Source organism: Bacillus pumilus (assembly GCF_038738535.1).
Lineage (GTDB): Bacteria > Bacillota > Bacilli > Bacillales > Bacillaceae > Bacillus.
Genome location: NZ_CP046128.1, coordinates 1200366 through 1227235, shown reverse-complemented (window position 1 = coordinate 1227235; position 26870 = coordinate 1200366). Strand labels below are relative to the sequence as shown.

The 26870-nt window shown below is 43.4% G+C and carries 29 protein-coding genes, 1 riboswitch and 1 other annotated feature; of the genes, 5 read left to right on the top strand and 24 right to left on the bottom strand.

Annotation, left to right across the window (positions count from 1 at the left end):
* Positions 1-5: 5 nt before the first annotated feature.
* From GKC25_RS06025 to purU, 6 genes are all read right to left on the bottom strand, one after another.
* Positions 6-434, bottom strand: a complete 429-nt coding sequence (locus GKC25_RS06025) for an organic hydroperoxide resistance protein (protein WP_034662992.1) — start codon at positions 432-434, stop codon at positions 6-8.
* Positions 435-631: 197 nt separating this feature from the next.
* The gene (locus GKC25_RS06020) at positions 632-766 is read right to left on the bottom strand and encodes a phosphatase (RefSeq protein WP_282068432.1); all 135 of its coding nucleotides are present in this window, start codon (positions 764-766) and stop codon (positions 632-634) included.
* Positions 756-1892: a Rap family tetratricopeptide repeat protein gene (locus GKC25_RS06015; protein ID WP_095285060.1), complete on the bottom strand. Its 1137-nt coding sequence runs from the start codon at positions 1890-1892 to the stop codon at positions 756-758. Before GKC25_RS06015 ends, GKC25_RS06020 begins: the two co-directional genes overlap by 11 nt.
* Positions 1893-2021: 129 nt before the next feature.
* Positions 2022-3269: a glutamate-5-semialdehyde dehydrogenase gene (locus GKC25_RS06010; RefSeq protein ID WP_342689941.1), complete on the bottom strand. Its 1248-nt coding sequence runs from the start codon at positions 3267-3269 to the stop codon at positions 2022-2024.
* Positions 3270-3281: 12 nt separating this feature from the next.
* On the bottom strand, positions 3282-4379 hold the full coding sequence (proB, locus tag GKC25_RS06005; protein WP_034663006.1) for a glutamate 5-kinase: 1098 nt from the start codon (positions 4377-4379) through the stop codon (positions 3282-3284).
* A 55-nt stretch (positions 4380-4434) separates the two neighbouring features.
* Positions 4435-4653, bottom strand: a binding site (T-box leader).
* A gap of 43 nt (positions 4654-4696) precedes the next feature.
* A complete protein-coding gene (purU, locus tag GKC25_RS06000; RefSeq protein WP_034663009.1) occupies positions 4697-5599 on the bottom strand; it encodes a formyltetrahydrofolate deformylase in 903 nt (300 codons plus the stop codon).
* Between the two features lie 162 nt (positions 5600-5761).
* Here purU and GKC25_RS05995 point away from each other — a divergent pair, with 162 nt between their 5' ends.
* On the top strand, positions 5762-5947 hold the full coding sequence (locus tag GKC25_RS05995) for a hypothetical protein (RefSeq protein ID WP_034663011.1): 186 nt from the start codon (positions 5762-5764) through the stop codon (positions 5945-5947).
* A 32-nt stretch (positions 5948-5979) separates the two neighbouring features.
* Here the strand turns inward: GKC25_RS05995 and GKC25_RS05990 are convergent, their stop codons facing one another.
* Positions 5980-6294: a DMT family transporter gene (locus tag GKC25_RS05990; RefSeq protein WP_034663013.1), complete on the bottom strand. Its 315-nt coding sequence runs from the start codon at positions 6292-6294 to the stop codon at positions 5980-5982.
* On the bottom strand, positions 6291-6620 hold the full coding sequence (locus GKC25_RS05985) for a DMT family transporter (protein WP_034663015.1): 330 nt from the start codon (positions 6618-6620) through the stop codon (positions 6291-6293). The genes GKC25_RS05990 and GKC25_RS05985 overlap by 4 nt, the downstream gene beginning before the upstream one ends.
* A gap of 66 nt (positions 6621-6686) precedes the next feature.
* Positions 6687-6794: riboswitch (guanidine-I (ykkC/yxkD leader) on the bottom strand.
* A gap of 279 nt (positions 6795-7073) precedes the next feature.
* Here GKC25_RS05985 and GKC25_RS05980 point away from each other — a divergent pair.
* Positions 7074-8117, top strand: a complete 1044-nt coding sequence (locus GKC25_RS05980; RefSeq protein ID WP_342689940.1) for a trifunctional transcriptional activator/DNA repair protein Ada/methylated-DNA--[protein]-cysteine S-methyltransferase — start codon at positions 7074-7076, stop codon at positions 8115-8117.
* Positions 8118-8135: 18 nt separating this feature from the next.
* Here the strand turns inward: GKC25_RS05980 and GKC25_RS05975 are convergent, their stop codons facing one another.
* The 5 genes from GKC25_RS05975 to GKC25_RS05955 form a co-directional block, all read right to left on the bottom strand.
* Positions 8136-8681 carry a GNAT family N-acetyltransferase gene (locus GKC25_RS05975; protein ID WP_342689939.1) on the bottom strand — a complete coding sequence of 182 codons (546 nt, stop codon included), beginning with the start codon at positions 8679-8681 and terminating at the stop codon, positions 8136-8138.
* Positions 8682-8699: 18 nt separating this feature from the next.
* A complete protein-coding gene (locus tag GKC25_RS05970; RefSeq protein WP_034663025.1) occupies positions 8700-9188 on the bottom strand; it encodes a small multi-drug export protein in 489 nt (162 codons plus the stop codon).
* A gap of 120 nt (positions 9189-9308) precedes the next feature.
* Positions 9309-10061, bottom strand: a complete 753-nt coding sequence (locus tag GKC25_RS05965; RefSeq protein WP_309415468.1) for an HAAS domain-containing protein — start codon at positions 10059-10061, stop codon at positions 9309-9311.
* 4 nt (positions 10062-10065) lie between these two features.
* Positions 10066-10392, bottom strand: coding sequence for a PadR family transcriptional regulator (locus GKC25_RS05960; protein ID WP_034663027.1), 327 nt, complete (start codon positions 10390-10392; stop codon positions 10066-10068).
* Positions 10393-10506: 114 nt separating this feature from the next.
* Positions 10507-11028, bottom strand: coding sequence for an acyl-CoA thioesterase (locus GKC25_RS05955; protein ID WP_060596084.1), 522 nt, complete (start codon positions 11026-11028; stop codon positions 10507-10509).
* A 179-nt stretch (positions 11029-11207) separates the two neighbouring features.
* On the opposite strand from GKC25_RS05955, the gene GKC25_RS05950 reads away from it, so the two are divergent.
* Entirely contained in the window at positions 11208-12089 is an 882-nt protein-coding gene (locus GKC25_RS05950; protein WP_342689938.1) for a dimethylarginine dimethylaminohydrolase family protein, read from the top strand.
* Positions 12090-12128: 39 nt separating this feature from the next.
* Here GKC25_RS05950 and GKC25_RS05945 read toward each other — a convergent pair whose 3' ends face one another.
* From GKC25_RS05945 to proG, 10 genes are all read right to left on the bottom strand, one after another.
* Positions 12129-13097 (bottom strand): ABC transporter ATP-binding protein, encoded by a 969-nt coding sequence (locus GKC25_RS05945; RefSeq protein WP_060596082.1) that lies wholly within the window; start codon positions 13095-13097, stop codon positions 12129-12131.
* Positions 13087-14004, bottom strand: coding sequence for an NlpC/P60 family protein (locus tag GKC25_RS05940; RefSeq protein ID WP_342689937.1), 918 nt, complete (start codon positions 14002-14004; stop codon positions 13087-13089). The genes GKC25_RS05945 and GKC25_RS05940 overlap by 11 nt, the downstream gene beginning before the upstream one ends.
* The gene (locus tag GKC25_RS05935) at positions 14004-15083 is read right to left on the bottom strand and encodes a dipeptide epimerase (protein WP_342689936.1); all 1080 of its coding nucleotides are present in this window, start codon (positions 15081-15083) and stop codon (positions 14004-14006) included. Before GKC25_RS05935 ends, GKC25_RS05940 begins: the two co-directional genes overlap by 1 nt.
* Complete coding sequence (locus GKC25_RS05930) at positions 15080-16021, bottom strand: S66 peptidase family protein (RefSeq protein WP_106030742.1); 942 nt, start codon at positions 16019-16021, stop codon at positions 15080-15082. Before GKC25_RS05930 ends, GKC25_RS05935 begins: the two co-directional genes overlap by 4 nt.
* Before the next feature lie 111 nt (positions 16022-16132).
* A complete protein-coding gene (locus tag GKC25_RS05925; RefSeq protein WP_066030996.1) occupies positions 16133-17755 on the bottom strand; it encodes a peptide ABC transporter substrate-binding protein in 1623 nt (540 codons plus the stop codon).
* A complete protein-coding gene (locus GKC25_RS05920; RefSeq protein ID WP_034663040.1) occupies positions 17755-18765 on the bottom strand; it encodes an ABC transporter ATP-binding protein in 1011 nt (336 codons plus the stop codon). The genes GKC25_RS05925 and GKC25_RS05920 overlap by 1 nt, the downstream gene beginning before the upstream one ends.
* Positions 18766-18772: 7 nt before the next feature.
* Positions 18773-19735 (bottom strand): ABC transporter permease, encoded by a 963-nt coding sequence (locus GKC25_RS05915; protein WP_044138912.1) that lies wholly within the window; start codon positions 19733-19735, stop codon positions 18773-18775.
* Positions 19732-20667: an ABC transporter permease gene (locus GKC25_RS05910; protein ID WP_034663045.1), complete on the bottom strand. Its 936-nt coding sequence runs from the start codon at positions 20665-20667 to the stop codon at positions 19732-19734. The genes GKC25_RS05915 and GKC25_RS05910 overlap by 4 nt, the downstream gene beginning before the upstream one ends.
* 18 nt (positions 20668-20685) lie before the next feature.
* Positions 20686-21510 (bottom strand): M55 family metallopeptidase, encoded by an 825-nt coding sequence (locus GKC25_RS05905; protein WP_066030997.1) that lies wholly within the window; start codon positions 21508-21510, stop codon positions 20686-20688.
* A 189-nt stretch (positions 21511-21699) separates the two neighbouring features.
* The gene (proG, locus tag GKC25_RS05900) at positions 21700-22524 is read right to left on the bottom strand and encodes a pyrroline-5-carboxylate reductase ProG (RefSeq protein WP_342689935.1); all 825 of its coding nucleotides are present in this window, start codon (positions 22522-22524) and stop codon (positions 21700-21702) included.
* Positions 22525-22691: 167 nt separating this feature from the next.
* Here proG and GKC25_RS05895 point away from each other — a divergent pair, with 167 nt between their 5' ends.
* A complete protein-coding gene (locus GKC25_RS05895) occupies positions 22692-24008 on the top strand; it encodes a S1C family serine protease (protein WP_342689934.1) in 1317 nt (438 codons plus the stop codon).
* Positions 24009-24237: 229 nt separating this feature from the next.
* On the opposite strand, the gene GKC25_RS05890 is transcribed toward GKC25_RS05895, so the two are convergent.
* Positions 24238-25194, bottom strand: coding sequence for a ring-cleaving dioxygenase (locus tag GKC25_RS05890; RefSeq protein ID WP_034663055.1), 957 nt, complete (start codon positions 25192-25194; stop codon positions 24238-24240).
* Positions 25195-25523: 329 nt separating this feature from the next.
* Here GKC25_RS05890 and GKC25_RS05885 point away from each other — a divergent pair, with 329 nt between their 5' ends.
* Complete coding sequence (locus tag GKC25_RS05885; RefSeq protein ID WP_034663056.1) at positions 25524-26849, top strand: APC family permease; 1326 nt, start codon at positions 25524-25526, stop codon at positions 26847-26849.
* The last annotated feature ends 21 nt before the right edge of the window (positions 26850-26870 follow it).

Genomic DNA, 26870 nt, shown 5'->3' with positions numbered 1-26870 from the left:
GTCAATTATTGTGCGACAGCTACTAGTTCTACTTCGATATTTCCTTGAGTTGCTTTTGAATATGGGCATACGCCATGTGCTTTATGAACAAGCTCATCTAATGCTGATTGCTCGATTCCAGTTCCTTTTACTTCTAGCTTAACGCCTAGTTTGAAGCCGTCATCTGAACTGTCTTTCACTAAGCTCACATGTGCTGTTACTTCACTTTCAAAACGGATACGCTCTTGTCTCGCGACCATTTGAAGGGCTGAATCAAAACATGCAGAGTAGCCTGCTGCGAATAATTGCTCTGGATTTGTTGCTTTTTCAAGTTTTTTCGCTCTTGGTGTTCCAGGCATTGCTACATCATGCTCAAGCACACCATCGGTTGAAACAACCTTTCCTTCTCTTCCTCCGACAGCTGATACCGTTGCAGTAAATAAAACGTCTGACATGAATATAACCCTCTTTCTCTCTAATAATATTTTCTACAATTGAATTGTACACAATTTAAATTCAAGAGTCAATGAATAAACACTCTTTTTTAAGATTTCCTTCTCACCTCTATTTTATGAGCATGTCACGCAGATTCATTTTTAGACAGTAAAAAAAGCCCTTTAATAAGGGCTTTTCAGATTGTTGACAAGAGCTTTTAGATGATGTCATGCTGCGCATTTGGTTGTTCTAGCGTGTGGTTTCTGTTATCCGGGTCGGCATTTGCTGCTGCCAGCCATAACGCCAGGATGGTGATGCTTGTACAGACGACTGTCCATTTTTTAAAATTCATATAAACAATCCCCTCTCTGAATATAGATTCGAGCATGTTCCGCTTCTCCGTAGAACATGGAAGATTTTTCATAATCCTCCATTTCATTATAATACTTTGCGGTGTCTAATGCCAGTTCCTCTATATCAGGATATGCATAGGCGGACTCTAAAAAATGAAAAATTCGTTTAATATGCTCCGCATCTTGCTTTAAGTACAATGCTTCTAAAAATATCGTCTTCTGAATATGGATGTCATCCTGAAGTGCTTCTGCTCGCTTCATACATTCTTCTCTGTAGTGTAAGGCTTCTTCGTGTTTACCTTGTTTGTATAATATCTGAGCAGCGGTATAAAGAGGGTCTATAGATCGACGAAGGTGATCGGATTGATTTTGGTCAAATAACGAGATGGATTCTTTCATTAGTTCGAGTGCGCGGTCAAGATCTCCCATTCGGTAATAACTGTTGCCCATATTAAACAAAGAGGAAGCAATAAAACGCACATTCTGAAAGTCTCTTGATCTCGCAAGCGCTCTCTCGAGATGTGGTAATGCCTTTTCATGTCTTCTCATATCATCATAGTTACCGGCCACAATAAATTCGCATTGGATCGTGCGAAGCGCATATAGCTCATGCTGAATATAGACATCCAGCGCCAGTTTGGCATGGTGCATCGAAATATGTGTTTGTTTCATGTGATAATATATTTCTGACATTTTAAAATGAAATTCCGCACGTTCAATATCATCTGACACAAAAGAAAGCTTGTGCTCTGCCTTTTGATAAGACGAGATGGCAGCAATATACTGCCTACGGCCAAATTCATACATGCCTCTGAAAAAATGATAGTAGTATTCAAGCATGCCTGTGACATGTGTTTGATGCTCATCTATTTCTTTCGAAAGCTCGGAAAAGTTGGCGCGAAGCTTTCCTTCCTTTAATGGCTTTAAGTAATCGAGCATGACCTCATGCCTGAATTCCATTAAAGAAAAATAGAGAAGCAAATTCTGATCTTCTTCCATTGAATCAAGAGAGGTGCGAATTTCCTGCTTTAATTGTTCTGCTTGTTCTGAATCAAATCTGCGGATTAATTCATACCACTTGTTGATTTTCACTCCAATATCCGAAGAGGGAATGATTTTCGCCATACGTTGCCTTCTCCAATCTTCTCAAAATATAAAACATTACCATATTTTATCATACTTGACCGAAGAAATACAAAAATGAAATGAAAGGAAAAAGAGAGCCTGCTGTCACAAGACTCTCTTTTGAATTCGTTATTCTCTTATTTGTCCTTGACCACGAATGACAAATTTTTCAGAGGTTAAAGCCGGCAGACCCATCGGCCCTCTTGCATGCAGTTTTTGTGTGCTAATCCCTATTTCTGCTCCGTAGCCAAATTCAAAGCCATCTGTGAACCGAGTAGAAGCGTTGTGATAGACAGCGGCAGCATCGACAGCTGTTAAGAAAAGTGAAGCATGCTGATCATTTTCCGAAATGATCGCTTCAGAGTGCTTGGAGCTATACGTTTGAATATGCTGAATCGCTTCTTCTATGCTCTCTACGATTTTAATACTGACAATCGGCGCTAAAAACTCTGTTTCATAGTCCTCTTTTGTCGCTAATGAAGCACTAGGCGCAAGGGCACATACGGCTTCATCGCCCCGTATCTCTACCCCATTTGCATGAAGGGCTTCAAATAACGAAGCGCCATATGTTTTTGCCCATGTTTCATGAATGACAATGCTCTCGATCGCATTGCAAACAGATGGCCTTTGGGTTTTAGCATTCAGCACAATCTGCTCAGCCATTTCGTTTTTCGCTGTTTCATCAATGTAGATATGACAGTTCCCTGCACCTGTCTCAAGCACTGGCACGGTAGACTCTCTCACGACAAGATCAATTAAATTTTTCCCGCCGCGCGGAATAAGGACATCCAGATATTCATTTAAAGTGAACAGCGTTTTCGCCGTTTCACGGCCTGTATCTTCAATCAATTGCACACTGTCTACTGGAATATCCGTTGTCTGAAGCGCTTCATGGATCACCTTGACAATCGCTTTATTACTATGAATGGCAGAGGAGCTCCCGCGAAGAATAACAGCATTCCCAGTTTTGAGGCAAAGGGTGGCAGCATCTACTGTCACGTTTGGTCTTGCTTCATAAATCATTCCAACCGTTCCAAGAGGCACACGCACCTTTTCGATGAACAGACCGTTTTCTTTTTGAATGGTTTCTAATGTTTCACCAATTGGGTCTTTTAGGTGAATCAGCTGAAGAGTAGCGTCTGCAATGGCGTCAATTCTCTCTTCTGTGAGTGTAATCCGGTCAATGACAGAAGGCGTGAACTGCTTGTCCTCAGCAGCCTGAACATCCTTTTTATTCTCCCCCAATAAATAAGCGGAAGATGCTTTAAGTGCAGTTGCGATGGCATGTAAAGCTGCATTTTTTTGCTCCGTCGTTTTTAGCAGCAGCTGATCTTTGGCTGTACTTGCTTTTTTTGCTTTTTCAAGAACTTCATTCATCGTATTCCCTCCTCAGTTTTGTACATGCTGTACCCAGTGATCTCTGTGTATAACCTCAGGCTTCTCATTTGAAAGCTCATCACTTCGCATCCCTTTAATGCCGAGAAGCTCATCGGATGCGTACAAGGTTTGTCCCTTACCCACTAATCCGTTCGGACCGACCACTTCAACGACCTCTCCTTTAGAAAAGTCACCAGCGACATCAATGACTCCAGCCGGAAGAAGGCTTCTGCCGTTATGCAAAATCGCCGCTTCCGCTCCTGCATCTATCATGATTTTCCCAGAGACGGGTGAGTGGAATTGAATCCATTGACGGCGGTTGTTGACGGCTGATAAGTCCTGTTCTCCGATATACGTTCCGTCTCCTTGACCCGCTAGAATGTGAAGCAGCTTGTCTTCTCCAGTACCTGTGCCAATGAAGACTTTAACGCCTAGTGAAAGTGCCGTTTGTGCAGCAGACAGCTTTGATTTCATCCCGCCTGTTCCCACTTTTGAGCCTGTGCTCTTCGCATATGAAAACAATTCTTCTGAAATGTGTGTCAGTACATCAAAACGCTTCGCCTCAGGATGCTCATTTGGATTTGCATCATATATTCCGTTAATGTCCGTTAAGATGATCAATTGGTCTGCATGGATTAATCCACTGACAAGAGCTGACAGCATGTCATTATCCCCAAAGGTAAGCTCCTCAATGGAAACAGAATCATTTTCATTAATGATCGGTAAAATTTTTCTTTCCAGCAGCTCCATCATCGTAGCGTAAGCATTTCGATATCTTGTTCGATCTGAAAAGTCATTACGGGTTAAAAGCATTTGTGCAGGTGTCATGTGAAACTGTGAAAATAGCTCTGTATATTTCTGCATTAACAAGCCCTGTCCAACCGCTGCTGCTGCCTGTTTCCCCTTTAAAGTCACAGGTCTTGATGGATACCCTAAGCTGCCAAACCCTGCTGCAACGGCTCCTGACGAAATTAAAATGATTTCATGCCCAGCCTCTTTCAGCTTTGCTATCGCTTTCACATGATCCTGCATTTTTTGTTCATCAATGGCTCCTTTTTGCTCTGTTAATGAACTGCTGCCAATTTTGATGACGATCCTTTGCTTTTTCATTATTGATTCCCTCCGCTATACCTTTAGGCACAAAAAAATCCCTTTTTCTCCTTATGTAAAGGACGAAAAGGGATTTTCCGTGGTACCACCTTCATTGAATAAGCATACATCTAGCTTATTCCACTCAACTCCTGTAACGCCAGGCACGCGCTTAGATTTTTCCTCTAAGGCTCAAAGGGCAGGTTCAGCAGCTGTCTGCGGCAAATGTTTCAGCATATCATTTGCTCTCTTTACGCATCAGTTCCTGCTTACTATTCCTTTTCAACGCTCGTTAATTTTTTTATATTATCACCAATTGCTCAGGAAAAGTCAAGCCGTCAATTAAATACAATCGTTTTATTCTCATGCACAATTATTCGATCTTCTAGATGCCATTTGACGGCACGTGCAAGCACACTCCGCTCAATTGTTCGGCCAATATTTTTTAATGCTTCTGCATCATCCCGGTGATCTACACGCTCAATATCCTGTTCAATGATCGGTCCTTCGTCTAAATCATTGGTCACATAATGAGAAGTCGCGCCAATTAATTTGACTCCCCGCTCATATGCCCGCTTATATGGATTTGCACCAATAAACGCTGGCAGAAAAGAATGATGAATATTAATGATTTTGTTCGGGTGCTGTTCAATAAATTCAGGCGTTAAAATTTGCATGTATCTAGCAAGCACAATGGCATCAATATCATACTCTTCTAATAATGCGAGCTGCTGTTTTTCCGCTTCTTTGCGAATGTCTTTGTTCGCCTTCACAAAATGGAACGGGATTCCAAGCGATTCTACTGTATCTTTTGCCGTTTCATGATTGCTGATCACGACCGCAATTTCAGCCATGACATTTCCGCTTTGCCATTCCCATAGCAGCTCATGTAAACAATGAAGCTCTTTTGACACAAAGATCGCCAGCTTTTTAAGCTCACTTGCACGCGACATGCTCCACGTCATTTGAAATGATGCTGCAATTGGCTCAAACTGATGTTTCAGCTGATCCATATTTGCCGAGATGTCTTTCCAATCAAATTCAATTCTTAAAAAGAACCGGCCGCTTTCATGATCTGTTGTGTATTGGCTGGATTCAATGATATTCGCTCCGTGCTCAAATAAAAAGGAAGAAACAGCTGATACAATTCCAGGCTGATCCGGACAGCTGACAAGCAACCTTCCTTTTTGCTCATGCTTTTGTCTGTGTAATTCAAGTTTCTCTGTTATCAAAGTTCTCATGTATCATGACCTCATTTACGTTTTCATTCTAATGAAATATTATACTGGACTGGAAAGAGAAAAAGCAATGTAGAGTCCTATTTTTTATTGAATATTCATTCAATTCTGCACCTGGCGTGATATAATGTGAATAGACCTTTTATCATAAAAGGAGTGATGGAGATGAAAAGTATGACTTTGTTTGGTAAAGTGAGCTTTTGGCTCGGCATCGTTTGTCTGATCACAGGTATTTCCCTTTTTATAGCCGGTGAAAGACTCATTCCTTTTCTCACATTTGGTGTGTGTTTTCTGCTTGTGAGCCAGCTTTACCGCAAAAATGAAAACGATTCCAATCATCATTCAATGTAACAAAAGGCTGGCATCTATCTGCCAGCCTTTTCTTATTCAATGATTTTCAATCCTACTGCCGCAGATAAAATCAAGGCGATGAAGAAAATACGTTTTGCGTCTTTCGACTCTCCGTAAAACAGCATACCGACCATGGCGCCTCCAGCAGCTCCGATTCCAGTCCAAATGGCGTACGCCGTTCCCATCGGAATCGTATTCATCGCAAGAGACAGCATCAGAAAGGACATCGAAAAGCCAGCTGCAATGAATAAAATCCATTTGACATGCCGGTCTTTTTGGAATTGATTCATCATGGTCACACAAAGCATTTCTAAGATGCCTGCTCCAATGAGTAAAAGCCAGCTCATGATTCAGCCTCTCCCTTCTTTTCACCTGTTGTCAGCTTCAGCCCTAATACACCGCACAAAAGCATGACAATCAAAAGCAGTTTGACAAGCTGAACCGGCTCACCAAGCACCATGCCTATGAGGACGGTACCTGCTGTCCCAAGCCCGGTAAAAACGGCATAAAGTGTGCCAACTGGCAGTACACTTGTTGCTTTCATGAGTAAATAAAAGCTCACGATAATACAAACGATGGTTGCGCCCCATTCTATGAGCGAGTGAGCATATTTCAGCCCCATCACCCAGCCGACTTCAAATATGGCCGCAATAAAGACATTTCCCCATTTCATCTGATCTTCTCCTTTCTGAACGATTCCAACCAACAAAAAAAGCCTGGAAATCGATCGTTTGATCAAATCTCCCGGGCTTTTATCCCTCCGTGTCCATATGGCCTCTTCTAAGACCCTATGTGTTTTCTCTCGGACCAGACTGCACCAGCGCACGGAACCCTAGAAAACCAATTCATGATATACAGACCTGACTTAGAGCAGATTCTGTATTAAAAATCTTATCACACCCCGATATGCCGGTCTACCAGTTTGCTCTCCCTCTTCAAATATACTTGTTCATTTTTCGAAAGAAATGATATGAGACCGGCGTATACTAAATGATAGACAGAGAAATGATCACATCGCTGATATAATGAAATAAGATTGATGTGATGAACGATCCAAGATGACGCTTTGTTTACCAGCACAAAGTACGCTGAATCACATTTTATAGGAAACCAAGAGGTGGATCGTATGATGATAACCGACGAACAGAAACATGAATTTTATCAAGCACTGGTTGACAAGAACCCGCAATATGACGGCACATTCTTTGCCGGCATTAAGACCACTGGTATCTTCTGCCATGCCACATGTACCGCTAGAAAACCAAAATATGAGAACTGTGAGTTTTTCTTTACAGCAGAGGAAGCACTGCTAGCAGGATATCGTCCGTGCAAGCGCTGCACACCATTAACATACCCTAACAGCATTCCGGAAGAAGTCAAAACACTCGTTTCTGCAGTTGAAACACATCCTGAAAAACGCTGGAAAGAAGAAGACTTTCATCAATTAGGGATTCACTCTGCAACGGCACGGCGGAAATTCAAAGAAATCTATGGTATGACCTTTGTTCAATATGCGAGATCACGCCGAATGGGACTTGCCTTTAAAGAAATTCTGAATGGAAAAAAAGTGATTGATCAGCAGGTCGCCTTGGGCTATGAATCTTCGAGTGCCTTCAATGATGCATTTACGAAAATTATGGGAAATCCCCCTAAAAAGACGCAAACCAAGATTCTCCACGCTAATTTTATTTCTACACCGATCGGGCGGATGATCAGCGTGACAGATGCGACGCATGTGTATTTACTGGAATTTGTGGACAGGCGGGGACTCGAAAAGGAAATTGAGAACATGAGAAAAAAGCATCAAGCCCGTATTTTAGTCGGGGAAACAAACGTCCATCAGCAATTAGCAAAGGAATTGACCTTATATTTTGAGAAAAAACTCACGCAGTTCTCGGTACCACTTTCCTTACATGGCACCCCTTTTCAAATGAAGGTGTGGGACCTGCTCACGCGTATTCCATCAGGCGAAACAAGTTCTTACCGCGAGCTTGCTATGATGCTGGGCGATCCTCATTTGGTCCGGGCGATTGGTAATGCAAATGGTGCCAACCAATTAGCGATTATCATTCCATGCCACCGCGTCATTCAAACAAGTGGTGAACTCGGGGGCTACGGCGGCGGAGTTGAACGGAAGAAATATTTGCTTCAGCTAGAACAGCGTATATAAAAGAAAAAACGGCTCTGCTTATTCGGTAAGCGAGCCGTTTTCTTCGTTACGGATGATGCTGTATACATCAATGATCTGATCCCATTTTGAAATGGTTTTTTCTTTTTTCATACCCATTTTTAAAGCGACCTTTACAGACGATTCATTCTCTGGGCGTATTAAGCTGACCATTCGTCTGACCTTCATTTCTTCAAAGCCATAGGTGAGACAGCCTTTTGCGGCTTCAGCAGCATAGCCATTCCCCCATGCTGCTTTCTTTAGCATATAGCCGATTTCAAGTTCTGTTTGTCCTTCAATGTTTTGCAGAACAATCCCGCTTTGTCCAAGTGGTTCATTCGTTTCTTTCTCTTCAATGATCCAGAGGGAAGTATGATACATGCGGTCATTCTTTTGATTCCATGCAATCCACTCTTTCGTCTGCTGCTCATCCTTCAAAGAAGGATAATACTTCATCACTTCTTCATCTTGGAACAACATATCATATAAAAATGGCGCATCATGTTCATTCATCGTTCTCAGTCTAAGGCGCTCTGTTTCAAGCACTGTCCGTGTTTGAAGTTTCATTTATGATCCTCCCCTCACTTACTGACTAAAAATATCTCCGAACAATCCATTTGAATCTGGGGCAAAGTAATGGATTCCCGCACCGGTTAAACTAGCTGCCAGCGCTGTCCACATCATTAAACTGACTGTCATCCACACTGCGACTTGCTTTCTTTTCGTCCCGAAGCTCATGCACATAAATGCCGCTAGATGACTGCCGATGATAAAAGGACCGACGAGTGCTAATCCCGGGAGACCATATCGTTCCCAAATTCTTCTGGCCCGCAGCTGCTTTTTCTCTCCTTTTTCATCACTTTTGTCCTCTTTTCTCTTCAACCGCCATGCTTTGAAGCGGTCTACGAAAACAATGAGAAGTAAAACGGTAAAAAAATTGCCGATGAATCCAATGACCGCAGTCGGTACAGGATGCATGCCACTTAAAATGGCCAACGGAACGACACCTACCACTTCAAAAAAAGGCAGAGCAGCCAATACAAACACAAGTACATATCCCCATAAAATATCCAAGCACAGAACCCCTTTTCGTTTTTGTCCTCTTCCCATTGTAATGAAAAACACGATACCATTTCTACATTTTTTTAGAAAAAGAAAAGCACATCTTATAGGATTATAGATGTGCTCTGTTTTTTACAACGTATTTTCATTTTTCTTATTCGTCCGGCGTAAGACAATGAGCATAAGCCCTATTAAGATCACAACCGATAGTAGACTTTGCAAGAGAAGCACGCTTGGTGATGTCCAGCCAATCCATTCAAATAGGAGCTGCGGTCCGAAAAAGATGATCGGAATCAATGAAACGACATTCGCCTTTAAGATTGCATTAAAGACAATGATACATAGCAGCATGAGCAGGATGACGCCCCATCTTTGACCTGAGGTCAGGACAAGTAATGGTGTGCCGAGTTTTTGATCCAATAGTTTGATTGTGACCATCGCGGTCAGCTGAAAGATCCCTAAGATCCAAAAGTAAAGAAATGCCCGGCGGCTTGTCTGAAAGGCAGACGCTCTAAACATCAGAATGATCATAATGACATTGGCCACTAAAACGAGCGGATAGCCAATCAAAGCATACCAAGAATACGATAAACTTTGACTGATCGCATCTGATAAAATCATGTAGAAGAGAGACCCGATTAAGAAGGCACTGATGAAGGGAACCCAGTCTTTATGGTGTCCTGACAGCTCTTTTGCGAGTTCATCAGCATAGCTCCGCGGATCTCCGCCAAACACAGCCTCCCCTGTTTTACCATCTTTTTCAGCCTCGACCGCGTGTGTCGTCAATTCATCCATCAGCTCATCAATTTCGTCCACATTTTTTCCCTTTGATATGAGATATAATTTCAGCTCTAGTAGGATGTGTCTTGTTTCTTTTGATACCATAATCTCACTTCCCTTTTTGTAATAAGCGGTTTACATTTTTTGAAAGCTCACTCCAGCGGGTAATAAACTCTGTGAGCGCTTGTTCTCCAGCTTGTGTGAGCGTATAGTATTTCCTTTTCGGTCCGCTCGCTGATGCTTTTGTGACAGTGGTCACGAGCTGTTCCTTTTGCATACGCAGCAGGATCGGATAGATACTTCCTTCACTAATTTGATCAAACCCGTAATGCGCGAGCTTCTTTGTCATTTCATACCCATAAATCTCACCCTCAGAAATAATCGACAGCAGGCAGCCTTCTAAAATTCCTTTTAGCATTTGTGTGGATGTTGTCATCTTTGTTCCTCCGATTCCAGTACCTTGCATCACAAGATAGCATCATCTTACCACACACTATCTTGTCATGCAAGATACTATCCTAGAAAAAAATCACCGCTGAAAGGGTGATTTTTACGCCCATGGTTTATCTGTTCCAAGTGCGTCAGCCAGTGCCTTGCTATGCTTTCGGCGGCTTTTTCTTTCCTCTGCCCGCTGCTTCGCTGTTTGATGCAGCATGATTTCTTCCTCTGTTTCCGGTACGACTTGTGGTACTCGTTTTGGCTTTCCGTTTTCATCTAGCGAGACAAAAGTCAGAAATGAAGTCGCTGCAAGTCTGCGCTCTCCAGACATCAAGTTTTCTTTCATGACTTTGACAAACACTTCCATGGAAGACGTGCCGACCCACGTCACATAGGATTCCAAGCATACTGACTCTTTTTGTCCAATCGGCTCTAAAAAGTCAACAGAATCCATCGACGCCGTGACCGTTTCACTGCGGCTGTGTCTTGCTGCCGAGATGGAAGCAATGTCATCTATATAACTCATTAATTTCCCGCCAAATAAGGTTTGGTGGTTATTCGTATCGAGAGGGAATACCCTGCTGGTTTTAACAACTTTCGATTCCTTGCAGTATTTGAAATTTTCTTCACTCATCATCATAGCTCCTTCTTGCTGTTTTCGTGAATGCGGAACGACTTTTATTAAACACTATTCTTTTAGGTTTGTCTAAACTTTTTGCTTTAGTCTCTTGTGAGAGATTTTCTTTCGGAAATGTTTCAACCATGACTAGAACGAGGAATAATAGAACTATGAACAAACAAGGAGGCCATTTGATGGATTCTATGAGAGCAGAACAAATACACAAAATGCCGCAATGCATGAGTGAATATGACGATTTACAAGAAGTCCTTTTATGCAGTCCCATCTATATGGAAATCAAACAGATCATCAACGAAACCCAGAAACATTTTGCGAGAGAAAATATTTCTCAAATGAAAGCCGTTGCTCAGCATAAGCAATTGATCCAAACCCTAAAGAACCATCAAGTACGCCCCATCATGCTTCCGGCAAATGACCGCTTTCCTGAGCAAGTCTTTACTCGGGATATTGGGTTTACGATTGGACATACACTATTTGTTTCAAGCATGGCCGCCCCGGTCCGGCAAGGGGAAGAACAATTGTTAAAAGAGTGGGCACAGGGAAATGGATTGAAAACTGTTACCCTGACAAATGGAACGATTGAAGGCGGCGATGTGCTTGTGGATCAAACACGCGTATTTGTCGGAACGAGCAAAAGAACAAACCCATCCGCTATCCATCAGCTCAAAAAAGAACTGCCTGATCATGACATCATTCCCATTCATCTTCCTCCTCACATTTTGCATCTCGATTGTGTGATGAATATTCTGTCTCATGATGAGATATTAATTTATCCTGAAGCGTTCAAAAAAGAGGATCTTCACCTGCTCAAAATGCATTATGATCTGATTGAAATAAGCGAACAAGAGCAATTCACACTCGGACCAAACGTTTTATCCATTGGGCAGAAAAAAGTGATCAGTTTGCCTATCAATCAACAAACAAATGCTGCATTAACCGCTCACGGGTACACTGTCATTGAAGTGGATTTTTCAGAAATCATTAAATCTGGCGGCTCTTATAGATGCTGCACATTGCCGATTCGGCGTTCATCCACTAAAAAAGCCAGCGTGTAGAACAGCTTGTCTACTTGCTGGCTTTTTTTCTGTCTATTTTTATGTTCGATCGTATAAATGACAGGCGACATCATGTCCTTCTTCTACTGCTTGTAATGTTGGCTTTTTTTCAGCACACACATCCATCGCTGCAGGACACCTTGTTCGAAATACACAGCCGCTTGGCGGGTTCACTGGACTTGGAATTTCTCCTTTTAAAATGAATCTTTTGCGCTTGTCCTCCACGTCAGGATCTGGAATGGGGATCGCTGACAGCAAGGCTTGTGTATATGGGTGCAGCGGTGTTTGATATAACATATCACTGCTGGTCAATTCGACGAGATGACCTAAATACATGACACCGATTCGGTCGCTGATATATTTGACCATCGACAAGTCATGCGCAATAAAGAGAAATGTCAGCCCTTCCTCCTTTTGCAGTTTCTTCAGCAAATTCACAACCTGCGCTTGAACGGAGACATCTAGTGCAGAAATTGGCTCATCTGCCACAATAAATTTCGGCGCTAAGGCGAGGGCTCTTGCAATACCGATTCTCTGCCTCTGCCCTCCGCTGAATTCATGAGGATAGCGAGTCGCAAAGTCATAGCTAAGTCCAACAGCTTCAAGTAGTTCTTTCACCCGGGCAACTCTTTTCTTTTGACTCCCGTAAAGGTTGTGAATCTCCATTGGCTCAAGCATAATATCTTTTACAGACAGCCGCGGATTTAAGGAGGAATACGGATCTTGAAACACCATTTGAATTTGCCGATTAAAATCAAATGATTCTTTTTTAGAAAGGTGATGAAGACTTTTCCCTTCATATAAGGCTTCCCCATCTGTCGGTTCATAAAGACGCATAAGCACTTTTCCAAGTGTGGATTTTCCGCAGCCAGACTCGCCAACAAGGCCAAACGTTTCGCCTTGTTTCAGCTGAAAGGAGACACCGTCTAGCGCTTTAAGCGTTCTTCCTTTCGATAGATGAAAATGTTTTTTGAGATTGTTTACTTGTAAAAGTGGTTCAACTGCCATGACCATTCCTCCTCTCGCTTGGCAAATACCGTCTTGCACCTGCCCATTCTTTTTCATATGAAGTGCCAGAAAGGGAAAGCAGCTCAATTTCACTGCCGGTTTTAGGCGAATGAAGCATCATACCGTCACCTGCGTAGATCCCAACATGGCGGACAGCTCCCTTTCCGTTGTCATTGGCAAAAAACAATAAGTCGCCTTGTTCTAAATGGCTTGATGCGACCGGTGTTCCTTGCACTGCTTGGTCACTTGCGTCTCTCGGTAAAAGATATCCGCACGCTTTATACATGCTGTAAGCAAAGCCCGAACAATCATAGCCAAAGCTGCTCATGCCCCCCCATAAATACGAAAGACCAATAAATTGTTTCCCCGTGTCTACAACATCTTTGCCGGTCATAGAGGAAATGGATGAAACTGGCTGCACATCTGCTTTGTTGATTTCTCTTGTTCCTGCTGGTGTGACAACACGAAAGCGATCACTCGTTTCTTCTATAGCTGCCAGCTCTGTTAAAAAACTAATCTCCATGTCCGCTTGCCCGTTTCGATAGAGCACGGCTTTTTTCTGACAAACGATATGAGATGCAGCTGGCGCACTTCCCTCTGTAACTTGCTGTAGTTGGTTAACAGGTATATAGCCAGGATAGCCTTGCGGATGTTTCCGGCTGGCCTGCTGCGGAATGACGACTTTCATCCAGCCGTCTGTCTCTTCTAATCCAATGACTCGTTCGCCGAGCAGTACTTGCGATTGGATCAGATTTTCTTCACATAAAGCCAGTTTTTCTTCATATGTTTGCTTGTCAATCCACTCTTTGATTTTGAAGGAGCCCTGAAGTACCTTTTGATCGATTTCTCTCGGTGACTGCGGCGCTGTCCATACGTTCGCAACTGCAACCTTTGATTCAAATATCATCATGAGACTCCTTTCACCCCTTGAATGCCTAACCCATGATGCGGCGGGAAAAAGATATCTTTTCCTTTGTACACGATTCCTCCGTCTACCATGTCCTCTTTTAGCATCAGCGGGGCATCAAAATCATAGCGGGTGATATTCGGCTGGCTGGCGGCGAGATGAGCGGCTGCTGTAATGCCAAGTTTTGACTCAATCATACTGCCAACCATGCACTTTACGCCGTATGCTTCTGCTAGAGCATTGATTTTTAGGGCTTCTTTTATGCCGCCTGATTTCATTAATTTTAAATTGATCAGATCACAGCTTCTCGTTTCAAGCACCTTGATCGCATCATGAAAACTGAAAATGCTTTCGTCTGCCATAATCAATGTATCTGTTGCTTCTGTCACACGGCGCAGGCCTTCGATATCTTCTTTCGGAACCGGCTGCTCTACTAGTTCGATATTCAGCGCCTCCATTTTCCGAATGGCTATGATCGCTTCCTTCCACGTCCATCCTTGGTTCGCATCGAGTCTGATCTGAATATCCGGCCCGACCTTTTCTCGAATTCGCTTGATACGCTGAATATCCGTATCTATGTCATCTTTTCCTACCTTGATCTTTAACGTCTGAAAGCCTTCAGCTGCGTATTGCTTCGCATCTTCCGCCATCTCAAGCGGACGGTTTACACTGACCGTATAATCGGTTTCAAGCTGACTGCGATATCCGCCAAGGTATTGATAAAGCGGAAGTCCTGCCTGCTTCGCTAAGCCATCATAAATGGCCATGTCAACCGCTGCCTTTGCGCTTGTGTTGCAAGCGAGCACTCGGTTCATATGAGAAAAAATTTGTTCATATTCTGACAAGGAAGCTCCAAGCAAAATCGGTCTGATCACTTCGCATACGGCATAGTCGATGCTTTCCAGCGTTTCACCTGTAATCACCGTTGTCGGGACTGCTTCTCCGTAGCTGACGTCACCTTGATCATATGTGATGATAACGATCAGAGATGCTGCGTCATACACCGTTCGTAAAGCGGTTTTGAAAGGCTTTTTTAGCGGTACACTCATTCTGCATGTACGAACATCGACGATTTTCATTTGATCGCCTCTTTCGCTGCAACGCCTGGAGAAATGTGCAGTTTTTTTCCTGTCGCATCTAATGCAGCCTGCGTGCCCATTGGAATAGCAAAGTTCGGCGAAGAATGACCGATCCGGAAGCCCCCAAGTGCAGGTTTCTTTTGCGGGACAATATAGGTGCCCCATACTTGATTCAATGTAAGGGACTGATCTTTCTTTTTTGGCTCACATTGATGAAAATCTCCAATGATGAATCCAGCCGCATCATCCAATTTCCCAGCAGATGTGAGGTGCTGCATCATTCGATCAATTTTATAGGGCTCTTCGTCAATATCTTCAATGAACAAAAGCTTTCCCTTCGTATCGATTTCAAAAGGTGTACCAAGTGTTGTCACGATGAGGGCAAGATTTCCTCCTACAATCTCACCTGAAGCGGTGCCCGGATAGAAAGTATGAAGGGGTGACAAGTGGTGCGCATACGTAAAGGCTTTCGGTGCAAACAGCTGTAAAAAGGTATCTTTCGTATAAGGATGAACCTCCTCAAGTCCCACATCAGAGGAAAGCATTGGACCATGAAAGGTCACAAGACCAGTCTGCTGCTGGATGGCCGTATGTAAAAACGTAATATCACTATAGCCCCAAAAGATTTTTGGATTCCGGCGAATCAGGTCATAGTCAATGACTTCCGCAAGTCTTCCAGTCCCATATCCTCCGCAAGCACAAATAACCGCCTTCACTTCTGGATCTTGAAACATGCGATGAAGATCCTCCACTCTTTCATGATCATAGCCTGCTAAATACCCATACCGGCAGTCGATATACTTTCCTTTTTTCACCTTTAGCCCGAGGCTTTCTAAAAAGGCAATCCCTTTTGCTAATTTCAGCTCATCAGGCGGGCTTGCTGGTGCAATAATCCCCACCGTATCCCCTGTTTGAAGTGCCACTGGCAGCTGGCTCATGCCATATCCCCTCTTTCTCTTTGTTTCTTTCAATCTATGGGCTTCTGCTTCATAACATGAACGAATAAAGGAACAGACGCTTTTATCTAAAAGCGTCTTTTGATCCTAATATCACTCTCCATCTACCTGTGCCCATTTCAAATCGATATACCCAACGGGGTGGCGGACAATTCCCTTCACGCCTTCTTTTTGTAAATGGACTTGGTTATAAAAATGAATCGGAATGATCGGTGCTTCTTCAATGAGAAGTGCCTCTGCATCATGAAGGAAGCTGTTTCTCTTTTGTTCGTCTGCTTCCTGGCTCGCTTTTTTGATCAGCTGATCATAGGTATCATTAGACCATCCTGTCCGGTTCATGGCATTCCCTGTTTGGAAGCTCTCTAGGAAGTTGATCGGATCTGCATAGTCTGCTAAAAATGAACTTTGTGAGAATTGGAATTTCAGCGCCTTTTGATCTTCTGCAAATACATTGGCTTCCATGTTTGCAAGCTTCACATCTACACCTAACGCTTCTTTCAGCTGCTGCTGGATGGCTTCCGCTTTTTTCTTGTTCTCAGGCTTTGTACTATATGTTAATGTGACGGCTGGCAGTTTCGAATAGTTCTCTTCTTTCAGCCCTTTTTCTAATAGCTTCGCAGCTTCACTCTTATCATTCTTCACAAGATCCCCGCCAGCTTCTCTGAAATCCTCACCCTTTGAATCTAGGATGCCTGGCGAGACGAAAGCGCGTGCTGGCTTCTCTTCATTTTTCGTCACATAATCCACAATATCTTGCGGGTTGATCGCCATTTGAAAAGCTTTGCGAATGTTCTTATTTTGAAATGGTTCTATGTTCACATTCAGACGATAAAAGAACAATCCAGCCTGGTCTTCAATTTGTACATCTTTATTTTTCAGCAGATTTTCACTTTGCTCTGCTGGAACAAAGGCAGTATCTAAATCTCCTGATTGATACATTTGATAGTCTGTGTTTCGATCACTGATCATCAGCCACTTCACTTGATCCAGCTTGACTGTTTTTTTGTCCCAATACGTCTCACTTTTTTCCATTGTGAAGCTCTCATCATGCTTCCACTCTGTCAGCTTGAACGGTCCATTTCCGACAAAGGTTTTGGCGTCTTTTGCCCAATTTGGGTCCTTCTTAGCTACCTGTTCATTGACTGGGAAAAAGGCAGGGTTTGCGGTCATATTTAAGAACGATTTCTGCGGATAAGCCAGTGTGACCTTAAGCGTTTTGTCATTTACAGCGCTGACTTTCACGTCTTCTTTCTTGCCTTTTCCACTGTTAAATGCCTCTCCGCCTTCAATCATGTACGCTAAGAACGATGCAGAAGAGCCTGTTTTCGGATCAAGCAGCCGCTTCCACGCATATTCAAAATCACTCGCTTTCACTGGATCACCATTTGACCACTTGATGCCATCTCTTAAATGAAACGTGTACGTTTTTCCATCCTCTGATATCTCCCATTTTTCCGCCATTGCAGGAGATGGTTCGTGTTTTTCATTCAGTCTTGTTAATCCCTCCATTAAGTTATTGAGTCCTTGCCACGATACATTATTAAAACCAATCGGCGGATCAAACGACGTCGGTTCATTTTCGTTATTTAAGGTTAACACTTTCTTTTCACCTTTATTGCTTGATGATCCTTTCCCTGCTTGCTCATTGGCTGTACATCCTGCGAGCAGCATGATCGTGAACAAACATACACTGATGATCCACCCTTTTTTTCTCATCAAAAACTCCCCCTTTGTGTTGAAGATAAAACCGTTTGATTCGCTCGCTCATCTTGGAGCCAGCAATGCACTGTATGGGTAGGTGACCGCTGCGTTTCATGCGGCATGATATGATCACACACCTTCATGGCGGCCGGACAGCGATCTGTATACGGACAGCCCTTTGGCGGAGCAAATAAATCAGGCGGGCTTCCTTCAATTGGAATGAGTTCATCTTTCATATCAAGTCTTGGAACGGATTGTAGAAGTCCTTTTGTATAAGGATGCTGCGGACTGTAAAAAATATCTCGCCTCGTTCCGACCTCCACCATTTTCCCCCCGTACATGACCGCCACTCGGTCTGCGACTTGGGCTACGACCCCTAAATCATGTGTGATTAAAATAATGGTGACACCTGTTTTTCTCTGAATCTCTTTAAACAGCTCTAATATTTGTGCCTGTATGGTCACATCCAGCGCGGTCGTCGGTTCATCTGCAATCAGCACTTTGGGCTCGCAAATCAGTGCCATGGCAATCATGAGCCGCTGCCTCATTCCCCCGCTGAACTGGTGAGGGTATTGCTTTAACCTTTCCTTCGGCTGCGGAATGCCGACCAAATCAAGCATCCGAATGGCGGCTTCTTTCACTTCTTTTTTCGTCAGCTTTTGATGCTCCTTTGCCGCCTCCATGAGCTGGTCCCCTATTGTCAAGGTTGGGTTCAGTGCGGTCATTGGATCTTGAAAGATCATCGAGATATCGACACCTCGTATGGCGCGCATTTCTTTTTCAGATAATGACAGCAAATTGCGGTCTTCAAACCAGATTTCTCCCTGATCGACATGAGCGCTGTAAGCTGGCAGCAGCCTCATAATGCTTTGTGAAGTCACACTTTTCCCGCAGCCTGATTCTCCCACAATGGCAAGGGTTTCTTTTTCATATACATCCACATTCACTCCGCGTACCGCTCGAACTGAGCCGCCATATGTCCGAAAGCTGACGTGCAGATCGATGATTTGTAGAACTTTTTTCAAAGCGCCATCACCTCTTCATCTTTGGATCAAGCGCATCTTGCAAGCCATCACCTAAATTGTTAAAGCAAAACATCGTGAGTGAAATAAAAAACGCAGGGAAAAATAAACGCCACCAATGTCCGTTATCTGACAGTACTGTCGGCAGCGCATCATTGGCCATCACGCCCCAGCTTGCAAACGGTGCTTGAATGCCTAAACCAAGAAAGCTTAAGAACGCTTCAGCAAATATCGCGGTCGGCACAGTCAAGGTCATCTGAACGATAATCGGCCCCATCGTATTCGGCAGCAGGTTGCGGCGAATGATACGCAGGCTCTTTGCACCAAAGGTTTTTGAGGCAAGGACATATTCCTGGCTTTTCAGCTGAAGAACTTGACCTCTTACGATTCTTGCCATTCCAATCCATCCGGTGACAGTGAGCGCTACAATAATGGTGACAAGCCCTGGCCCCATCAGGACCATTAATAAAATGACAACGAGTAAATAAGGAAGACCGTAGAGCACCTCGACAATTCGCATCATGACATGGTCATATCTCCCGCCCTTATAACCGGCAATCCCTCCATAAATCACGCCGATGGCAAAATCAATAAGGGCTGCCATGACGCCTACGAATAACGAAATACGCGCCCCGTACCATGTACGCGTAAACACATCTCGTCCAAGCTCATCCGTTCCGAACCAGTGAGCAGCTGATGGAGGCAGATTTTGCATCGAAAGACGTTGCTCTGTCACACTATTAGGCGCAAGCAATGGGCCTAATAGCGCCATGATAAAAAGAAAAATCAGTACCGATAGACTAAACATCGCAAGCTTATTTTGCTTCAGCCGTCTCCACGTGTCTGCCCAATACGAAAGAGAGGGTCTTTTAATGGCATGGGCCTCCGTTTTCTTTTGCTCTCTCGGAGAAAACCATTCGTCTGGCACTTCATGATGCGGATTCGGTTGATCCTGCTGTAGGTGTATACTCATGCCTTTCCTCCTTTCTGATGCAGCTGAATCCTTGGATCAAGCAGGCGATACGCCACATCGACAATGAAAAGAAGTGTGATTAAAATAATGCTGTAAAAAACAGTAGTCCCCATGATGACAGGATAATCACGGTTGTTAATACTCTCGACAAAGTATTTTCCCATTCCAGGAATCGCAAATATTTTTTCAATGACAAAACTTCCAGTTAAAATGCTTGCGACAAGTGTCCCAAGAATGGTCACAACAGGCAAAAGCGCATTCCGAAGCGCATGTTTAAATACAATTTTAAAGGGAGAAAGTCCTTTTGCCTTGGCGGTGCGAATATAGTCCTGAGACAGCACTTCAATCATGCTCGATCTTGTTAAACGGGCAATAATAGCCATTGGACCGACAGCAAGAGCGATGGTTGGCAGCACCATATGCATCGGACTTGTCCACATCGCTGTAGGAAAGAGTTTCAAATTCACAGCAAGCTGCTGAATTAATAAGGTAGCAAAGATAAAGTTTGGAATGGATATACCGAAAACAGCAATGGTCATGGCGATATAATCAATCAAGCCATTATGCCGGAGGGCAGCCATGACCCCGAGCAGGATGCCGGAGATGACAGCAATCAATATTGAGATAAGACCAAGTTCTAATGAGACTGGGAAGCCTCTTGCCAATAGATCATTGACACTTTCTGAAGGCTTTTTAATGGAAGGACCAAAATCAAAGGTAACGATGGATTTTAAATAGATGACATATTGAACATACAGTGGTTCATCTAAGTGATAGTAGCTTTCGAGGTTTCGCTGGACGGTTTCGTTTGTATTTCGTTCTTCATTGAAGGGCGATCCTGGGATGACCTTCATTAAAATAAACGTTAAAGTCGTAATCGTTAAAATCGTGGCAATCATCGCAATAAAACGCTTGAGCAAAAAGCTGGTCATCTGCCGTCTCCCCCTCGCTTAACAAAATGTTGTACGTGCGGCAAGCTCTGTCATGACAAGCATCGCTTGGTAGGCTTCTAATATATTCTCTGCTTGATACGTCACCGTTGTTGTTCCTTCTATGATGGCAGTACCCGGCATTAAATTCGCCCATTCAGCTTGTCCATAATTGGCAAACTCAATCTTCAGCAGCGGCTGATCAGGAGGCGTCAGCGGCTTGATGTGATGAATCTGTTTCATTGCGGCTTCCACTTGCTGCGAGATTTGTTGATTGACTTTGGCAGGCGTGAAACATTTCACAGCAGACCTTGATATGGTCTCTTTCACTGCTACTGTTTTCACACCAGGCATCAGCTTTTCCGCTTCAAGTGCTGCTTGATCATCTCCGCAAACAAGAATCACCGGCACACCATAGTAGCCTGCAACATACGCATTAAAGCCCATTTCACCAATTGGGTGATCATTTATGTAAAAATGTCTGACACCAAAAATCATACTGTGAGACATCACGCCTTTCATAGATGCCCTCGCATGATAGCCTAAAAAAACAGCAGCGTCATAGGTTTGATCTAATCCTTGCACCATGGAATAAGGCTTGACGTCACCAGATATAAGAGCAGCCTCTTCATGCAGCTCTTCGATCAACAGATTATTCATTTTAGAATGACTGTCATTGACCAAAATATCGGTTGCGCCATGCTGAAGAAGTGCCTCTACACAGGCATTCACTTCACCCGTCATGATCTTTCTGCCCCGTTCATAATTGTGCTGACGGGCATCGACAAATGTATGATCAGCTAGACCAGTAATCCCCTCCATATCGACAGATACATAGAGCTTCATCCCCATCCCCCTTTAATTAAACTTAAAATTTGTGTATATTTTTCTAAATTTTCTAAAAAATTATATGATTACTTGATTGATTTTTCAATACAATGTCTGAAAATAAGGAAATTAGACTCAGATAATACAGGTCAAAAGACTGTATGACAAAGGGTTTTTTTAACAAATAAAACACCACTAACTATGTCTTTAGTGGTGTTTGTCAGCTTCGTTAATCTGTGATTTCAGCTGTTCATATTTCTTCATGGTTTGTGTAAATAGATCATCAAACATCTGAGGTGCCTGCTTTTGAATGACCTCAGCACCTTCACCTGTAATGCCCCCTTTTGTCGCCACTCTATCGACGGTTTCAGCAAAGGTGAGGCCGCGTTCTACAAGGACTTGACCTGTGCCTAAGAGGGCATACGTTAAAAATTCATACGCTTCCTCTAAGGAAAGCTCACTATTTCTCACAGCAGCTCTCGCCATTTCTTCAAAAAGAGCAGCGATAAAACCAGGAGAAGAGCTCGTCAAATTACTCGCCGCATCAAACCGGTCTTCCTCTACTTCACGGACGATGCTAAAAGCTGAAAGGAGACGGTGCAAACGCGCCTTTTCTTCCTGACCTGCGGTTTCACCATGCGCAACGAGGGATACGCCCGTTCCAACAGCTGACGTGAGCGTTGGGATGTATCTCGAAACTGGTTGAGTCGTATGCTTTGATAACTTGTCTAACGTCACAGCCGCGGCTACTGACACAATATGTACCGATTTGGCTGCTGAAGGCAGTTGATCGAGCACATCAAGTACAACAAGCGGCGGCACGCAGACAAAAAGTACATCACATAAGGCAGAAAGTTCGTCTAATGAGCAGATATTTATTTCTTGATGCTTGTCTTTGAGCTGATGCAGGCGGTCCGTTTCACTTCTTGTATGGATCATGATTTGATGGGCATTGAGTACCTCTTTTTCCAGCCATTTTTGCACCATCATATCAGCCATGCTTCCATATCCAATCATTCCAATTGTCTCCACAGTTTAATCTCCTCTATTTTGCTTAGATTCACTACTTATTTTAACAATTTCCCACATTGTTTTCATTTTTATCCCACACTTTTTTCTTACGATATAGTCAGTATCCACCACATAAGGTAAACCCCATCGAACCATACATGAAAAATTGAAGAAAGAGAGTGATTCGAATGACACATCACAAAAATGAAAAACACCCTTCTCATGAACTTCAAACAATTGAACAGCCACAAAAACAAAAGAAGAAGCCCAGTGGCTGGTTTAAGCCATTCGTCAGCGGCATTGTGGGTGGTACGCTAGCATTAGGTGTCTACATCCTTACGCCATATGCCCAGCACGCATCAGACAACACAGCAAACAATTCAGCAGCAAAAACAGAAGCTGTATCGACAAATGATACAAGTGCCAAATCGTCAAAAACAACCGCCGTCCAAACATCACATTCATCAAGCAGCATCTCAAGCATGGTCGAAGATGTATCGCCAGCCATTGTCGGCATTACAAACTATCAAGCGCAAAGTCAAACAGACATGAGCTTTGGCGATTTCAATACACCTTTTGATGAGTCACAGCAAAATAAAAGCAGTCAAGAGGAAAAAACAGGTACAGGCTCAGGAGTGATTTTCAAACAATCCGGAAGTAAAGCCTATGTCTTAACAAACAACCACGTCATTGAAGGGGCAAATAAACTAACGGTCTCCTTGCACGATGGCAAAACCGTTGAAGGTAAATTAGTCGGAGCTGACCCGCTGACTGACCTAGCAGTTGTAGAAATTAGCAGCAATCATGTAACGAAGGTCGCAGCATTAGGCGATTCCTCCTCGCTGCGTGCTGGGGAAACCGTCATCGCAATTGGAAACCCGCTTGGTGAAGATCTATCAAGAACCGTGACACAAGGAATTGTCAGCGGTGTCGACCGAACAGTCTCTATGAACACATCAGCAGGCGAAAGCAGCATTAATGTCATTCAAACAGATGCAGCTATTAACCCAGGAAACAGCGGCGGCCCACTTCTTACGACAAATGGAAAGGTTGTGGGGATCACGAGTATGAAAATTTCTGAAACAGGTGTTGAAGGCATTGGATTCGCGCTTCCAATCAATGATGTCAAACCAATCGCCGATCAGCTTCTCGCAAAAGGAAAGATTGAGCGTCCATATATCGGCATCAGCATGCTGGATCTCGAACAAGTCCCGGACGTGCATCAGAAAGAAACACTCGGGCTCAAAAATAGTCAGCTCGATAAAGGTGTGTACGTCAAAGAAATCGCCGCAGGCTCACCTGCTGCTAAAGCTGGCTTTAAGTCAGAGGATGTCATTACCGCCATCGATGGGAAACAAATCAAAACCGGAAGTGAATTACGTCATGAGCTATACACGAATACAAAAGTAGGAGACACCGTGAGCATCACACTCATTCGAAACGGAAAAGAAGAAACAAAGAAGGTTACATTAATACAATCTGAATCTAAGCAGGTAAGTTCCTAAAGCAAAAAGCAGCTCATCATGAGCTGCCCAGATTGTTGACAAAGGGCTAAAATCATCTTGATTTTAGCCCTTTGTCTTCTTTTCAGCGTGATAGAAAACCTTTGCAGTCTAGGAAAGGCGAGCACCGGAACGGAGCGAATTGAACATTCGTGAGTACCGGAGCACAGCCCTGACAAAGAATGCGAGGGTTTGTCTACACGCTGAGCAGCTCATGAATGAGCTGCTTTTTTTATGATGACTGAATTGGCGTTAATCTTTGTTCTATTTCTGCTCGTTTGTGCTCTAGAAATGGCGGAAGGGCTAATTGATCACCAAGCTCATCTACCCCTTCATCGACTGTAAACCCAGGGCCGTCTGTTGAAATTTCAAATAAAATACCATTCGGTTCTCTAAAGTAAAGGGCTTTAAAGTAGAATCGTTCCACAACACCAGAGTTCGTGAAGCCTGCTTTTGATATTTTGTCATACCATTTTTCCAGCTCATCTGCATCTTCCACGCGAAAAGCTACGTGATGCACACTTCCTCTGCCGGAACGCTCAGAAGGTCCTTCAGCTTTTTCGATCACATGAATTTCTGTTCCAGCACCGCCATTTCCTGACTCAAAAATGGTCACGATCTCACCATCATTTGATTGTTCACGCGCTCTTTCAGTGAAGCCAAGGATGTCTGTTAAAACACGGATCGTTTTGTCCGCTTCTGCAACGGTTAATTCAACTGGACCCAAACCTCTAATTGCAAACTCTGCCGGAATATCGTCATGCACTGGCGGTGAGCCCGCTTCTTGTGCGTTCGGTTCTACTGTTAAAAATAGCTGCTGCCCTTCTGGATCTTGAAAACGCAAGGCAGGTCTTCCGCCTCTCAAGGAAGCCGTTTCTTGCTGCACACCTGTCTCATCAAACCGCTTTTCCCAAAATGAAAGTGCTTCCTCAGAAGAAACGAGAAGGCCTGTGCTTGTGATGGCGTTTGTTCCTTTCAAACGACGGGCAAGCATTGGAATTTCAAAGAAGGTGAGCTCCGTACCCGGTGAAGCAACCTCATCTCCATAAAACAAATGATACATAGATGGATCATCCTGATTGACAGTTTTCTTTACAAGTTTTAAGCCAAGAATCTGGCGGTAGAAATCAACATTTTTTTGAGCATTGGCTGTTAATGCAGATACGTGGTGAATCCCATTGATTTTCATTACGTTCACTCCTATTTCAAAATATCTCGAATTCAAGATAATATCCTTATGAATAAAATAGGTCATTTTTCAAGAAAAGTCAACCATTTGGCTGCACGTTTACTGGACGTTCGGTTTCTGGCGATTAAATTAACATTAAATCGTAAATATTCTTTTATTGTTCGTTTTTAACACAACATTCACCCTGATATCTCCAATAAACGAACACTTTTAAATACAAATACGAAAATCAGAAAATTTTTTTAATTCTTGTTTTCCTAAAATCGTATTACAATGAACAAAATACATGTCACAGTAACGTACGAAAGTGATGCAGGAGGTCGTGTGTAATGAACAAAGAACAACCAGCGTTAAAACAGGACATCGGCTTATTTTTTGCCCTATCTCTTGTCATCGGGACCATTATCGGGTCCGGCGTCTTTATGAAGCCAGGCAACGTCCTTTCCTATTCAGGAAGCTCAGACATCGCCTTATTTGCTTGGCTGCTAGGTGGAATTTTAACCCTTGCAGGCGGACTGACTGTTGCTGAAATTGGTACACAAATCCCTCGGACTGGCGGATTGTATGCCTATCTTGAAGAAGTGTATGGTGAATTTTGGGGCTACTTATGCGGCTGGGTGCAGATTATCATTTACGGACCTGCCATCATTGGAGCGCTCGGTCTTTATTTTGGTTCATTATTAGCCAATTTATTTTCTCTTTCTTCTTTATGGTCGACAACAATTGGCATTATCACTGTTTTATTTTTATGTTTGATCAATATTATGGGAACGAAATACGGCGGTTTTGTACAAGGGCTGACCACCATCGGAAAGCTTGTCCCGATTGCCGCTATTATTGTGTTTGGCTTATGGAAAGGAAACGAAAATATCTTTATGGCTGTCAACGAGAGTATCGCTCAAATGAACTTCGGTGCAGCGATTTTGGCTACGTTGTTTGCCTATGATGGCTGGATATTGCTTGCAGCACTTGGCGGTGAAATGAAAAACCCAGAGAAGCTGCTTCCTCGTGCAATGGCAGGCGGGATTTTAATCGTCACGGCTTGTTATCTCTTTATTAATGTCGCTCTTTTGCACGTGTTACCAGCAGATCAAATCGTCCAGCTAGGTGAAAATGCGACAAGTACTGCTGCGACAATGCTCTTTGGACCAATCGGCGGTAAGATCATTAGTATCGGAATCATCATTAGTATCTTTGGCTGTTTGAACGGAAAGGTTCTTTCATTCCCACGTGTGATTTTCGCGATGGCTGAACGAAAGCAAATTCCTTTCGCAAACGCGATTTCGCGTATTCACCCTACCTTCAAAACACCTTGGATTGCTGTATTTGTGCAAATTTTGATCGCCATTGTGTTTATGATCGTCAGTAATCCAGAAAAACTGTCAGAGGTTTCGATCTTCATGATCTACATCTTTTATGTCATGGCCTTTTTCGCAGTCTTTAAGCTGAGAAAACAAAATAGCGGAATGGAGCGTGCTTATAGCGTACCACTTTACCCGCTCACACCGATCGTTGCGATTATCGGTTCTTTATTCGTCTTAATCAGCACCATGATCACCGACTGGAAAAGCTGTCTAATCTCCATGCTGATCGGGATTGCTGGACTGCCTATTTATTATTATATGAAAAAAGCACAAAAAAAAGCAGAGCGCTAAACAGTGCTCTGCTTTTTTTCC

What these genes read in the sequence shown, in the direction of transcription:
- GKC25_RS06025 (WP_034662992.1), bottom strand. Translation starts at nt 434, where the DNA reads ATGTCAGACGTTTTATTTACTGCAACGGTATCAGCTGTCGGAGGAAGA.
- GKC25_RS06020 (WP_282068432.1), bottom strand. Translation starts at nt 766, where the DNA reads ATGAATTTTAAAAAATGGACAGTCGTCTGTACAAGCATCACCATCCTG.
- GKC25_RS06015 (WP_095285060.1), bottom strand. Translation starts at nt 1,892, where the DNA reads ATGGCGAAAATCATTCCCTCTTCGGATATTGGAGTGAAAATCAACAAG.
- GKC25_RS06010 (WP_342689941.1), bottom strand. Translation starts at nt 3,269, where the DNA reads ATGAATGAAGTTCTTGAAAAAGCAAAAAAAGCAAGTACAGCCAAAGAT.
- proB (WP_034663006.1), bottom strand. Translation starts at nt 4,379, where the DNA reads ATGAAAAAGCAAAGGATCGTCATCAAAATTGGCAGCAGTTCATTAACA.
- purU (WP_034663009.1), bottom strand. Translation starts at nt 5,599, where the DNA reads ATGAGAACTTTGATAACAGAGAAACTTGAATTACACAGACAAAAGCAT.
- GKC25_RS05995 (WP_034663011.1), top strand. Translation starts at nt 5,762, where the DNA reads ATGAAAAGTATGACTTTGTTTGGTAAAGTGAGCTTTTGGCTCGGCATC.
- GKC25_RS05990 (WP_034663013.1), bottom strand. Translation starts at nt 6,294, where the DNA reads ATGAGCTGGCTTTTACTCATTGGAGCAGGCATCTTAGAAATGCTTTGT.
- GKC25_RS05985 (WP_034663015.1), bottom strand. Translation starts at nt 6,620, where the DNA reads ATGAAATGGGGAAATGTCTTTATTGCGGCCATATTTGAAGTCGGCTGG.
- GKC25_RS05980 (WP_342689940.1), top strand. Translation starts at nt 7,074, where the DNA reads ATGATGATAACCGACGAACAGAAACATGAATTTTATCAAGCACTGGTT.
- GKC25_RS05975 (WP_342689939.1), bottom strand. Translation starts at nt 8,681, where the DNA reads ATGAAACTTCAAACACGGACAGTGCTTGAAACAGAGCGCCTTAGACTG.
- GKC25_RS05965 (WP_309415468.1), bottom strand. Translation starts at nt 10,061, where the DNA reads ATGGTATCAAAAGAAACAAGACACATCCTACTAGAGCTGAAATTATAT.
- GKC25_RS05960 (WP_034663027.1), bottom strand. Translation starts at nt 10,392, where the DNA reads ATGACAACATCCACACAAATGCTAAAAGGAATTTTAGAAGGCTGCCTG.
- GKC25_RS05955 (WP_060596084.1), bottom strand. Translation starts at nt 11,028, where the DNA reads ATGAGTGAAGAAAATTTCAAATACTGCAAGGAATCGAAAGTTGTTAAA.
- GKC25_RS05950 (WP_342689938.1), top strand. Translation starts at nt 11,208, where the DNA reads ATGGATTCTATGAGAGCAGAACAAATACACAAAATGCCGCAATGCATG.
- GKC25_RS05945 (WP_060596082.1), bottom strand. Translation starts at nt 13,097, where the DNA reads ATGGCAGTTGAACCACTTTTACAAGTAAACAATCTCAAAAAACATTTT.
- GKC25_RS05940 (WP_342689937.1), bottom strand. Translation starts at nt 14,004, where the DNA reads ATGATATTTGAATCAAAGGTTGCAGTTGCGAACGTATGGACAGCGCCG.
- GKC25_RS05935 (WP_342689936.1), bottom strand. Translation starts at nt 15,083, where the DNA reads ATGAAAATCGTCGATGTTCGTACATGCAGAATGAGTGTACCGCTAAAA.
- GKC25_RS05930 (WP_106030742.1), bottom strand. Translation starts at nt 16,021, where the DNA reads ATGAGCCAGCTGCCAGTGGCACTTCAAACAGGGGATACGGTGGGGATT.
- GKC25_RS05925 (WP_066030996.1), bottom strand. Translation starts at nt 17,755, where the DNA reads ATGAGAAAAAAAGGGTGGATCATCAGTGTATGTTTGTTCACGATCATG.
- GKC25_RS05915 (WP_044138912.1), bottom strand. Translation starts at nt 19,735, where the DNA reads ATGAGTATACACCTACAGCAGGATCAACCGAATCCGCATCATGAAGTG.
- GKC25_RS05910 (WP_034663045.1), bottom strand. Translation starts at nt 20,667, where the DNA reads ATGACCAGCTTTTTGCTCAAGCGTTTTATTGCGATGATTGCCACGATT.
- GKC25_RS05905 (WP_066030997.1), bottom strand. Translation starts at nt 21,510, where the DNA reads ATGAAGCTCTATGTATCTGTCGATATGGAGGGGATTACTGGTCTAGCT.
- GKC25_RS05895 (WP_342689934.1), top strand. Translation starts at nt 22,692, where the DNA reads ATGACACATCACAAAAATGAAAAACACCCTTCTCATGAACTTCAAACA.
- GKC25_RS05890 (WP_034663055.1), bottom strand. Translation starts at nt 25,194, where the DNA reads ATGAAAATCAATGGGATTCACCACGTATCTGCATTAACAGCCAATGCT.
- GKC25_RS05885 (WP_034663056.1), top strand. Translation starts at nt 25,524, where the DNA reads ATGAACAAAGAACAACCAGCGTTAAAACAGGACATCGGCTTATTTTTT.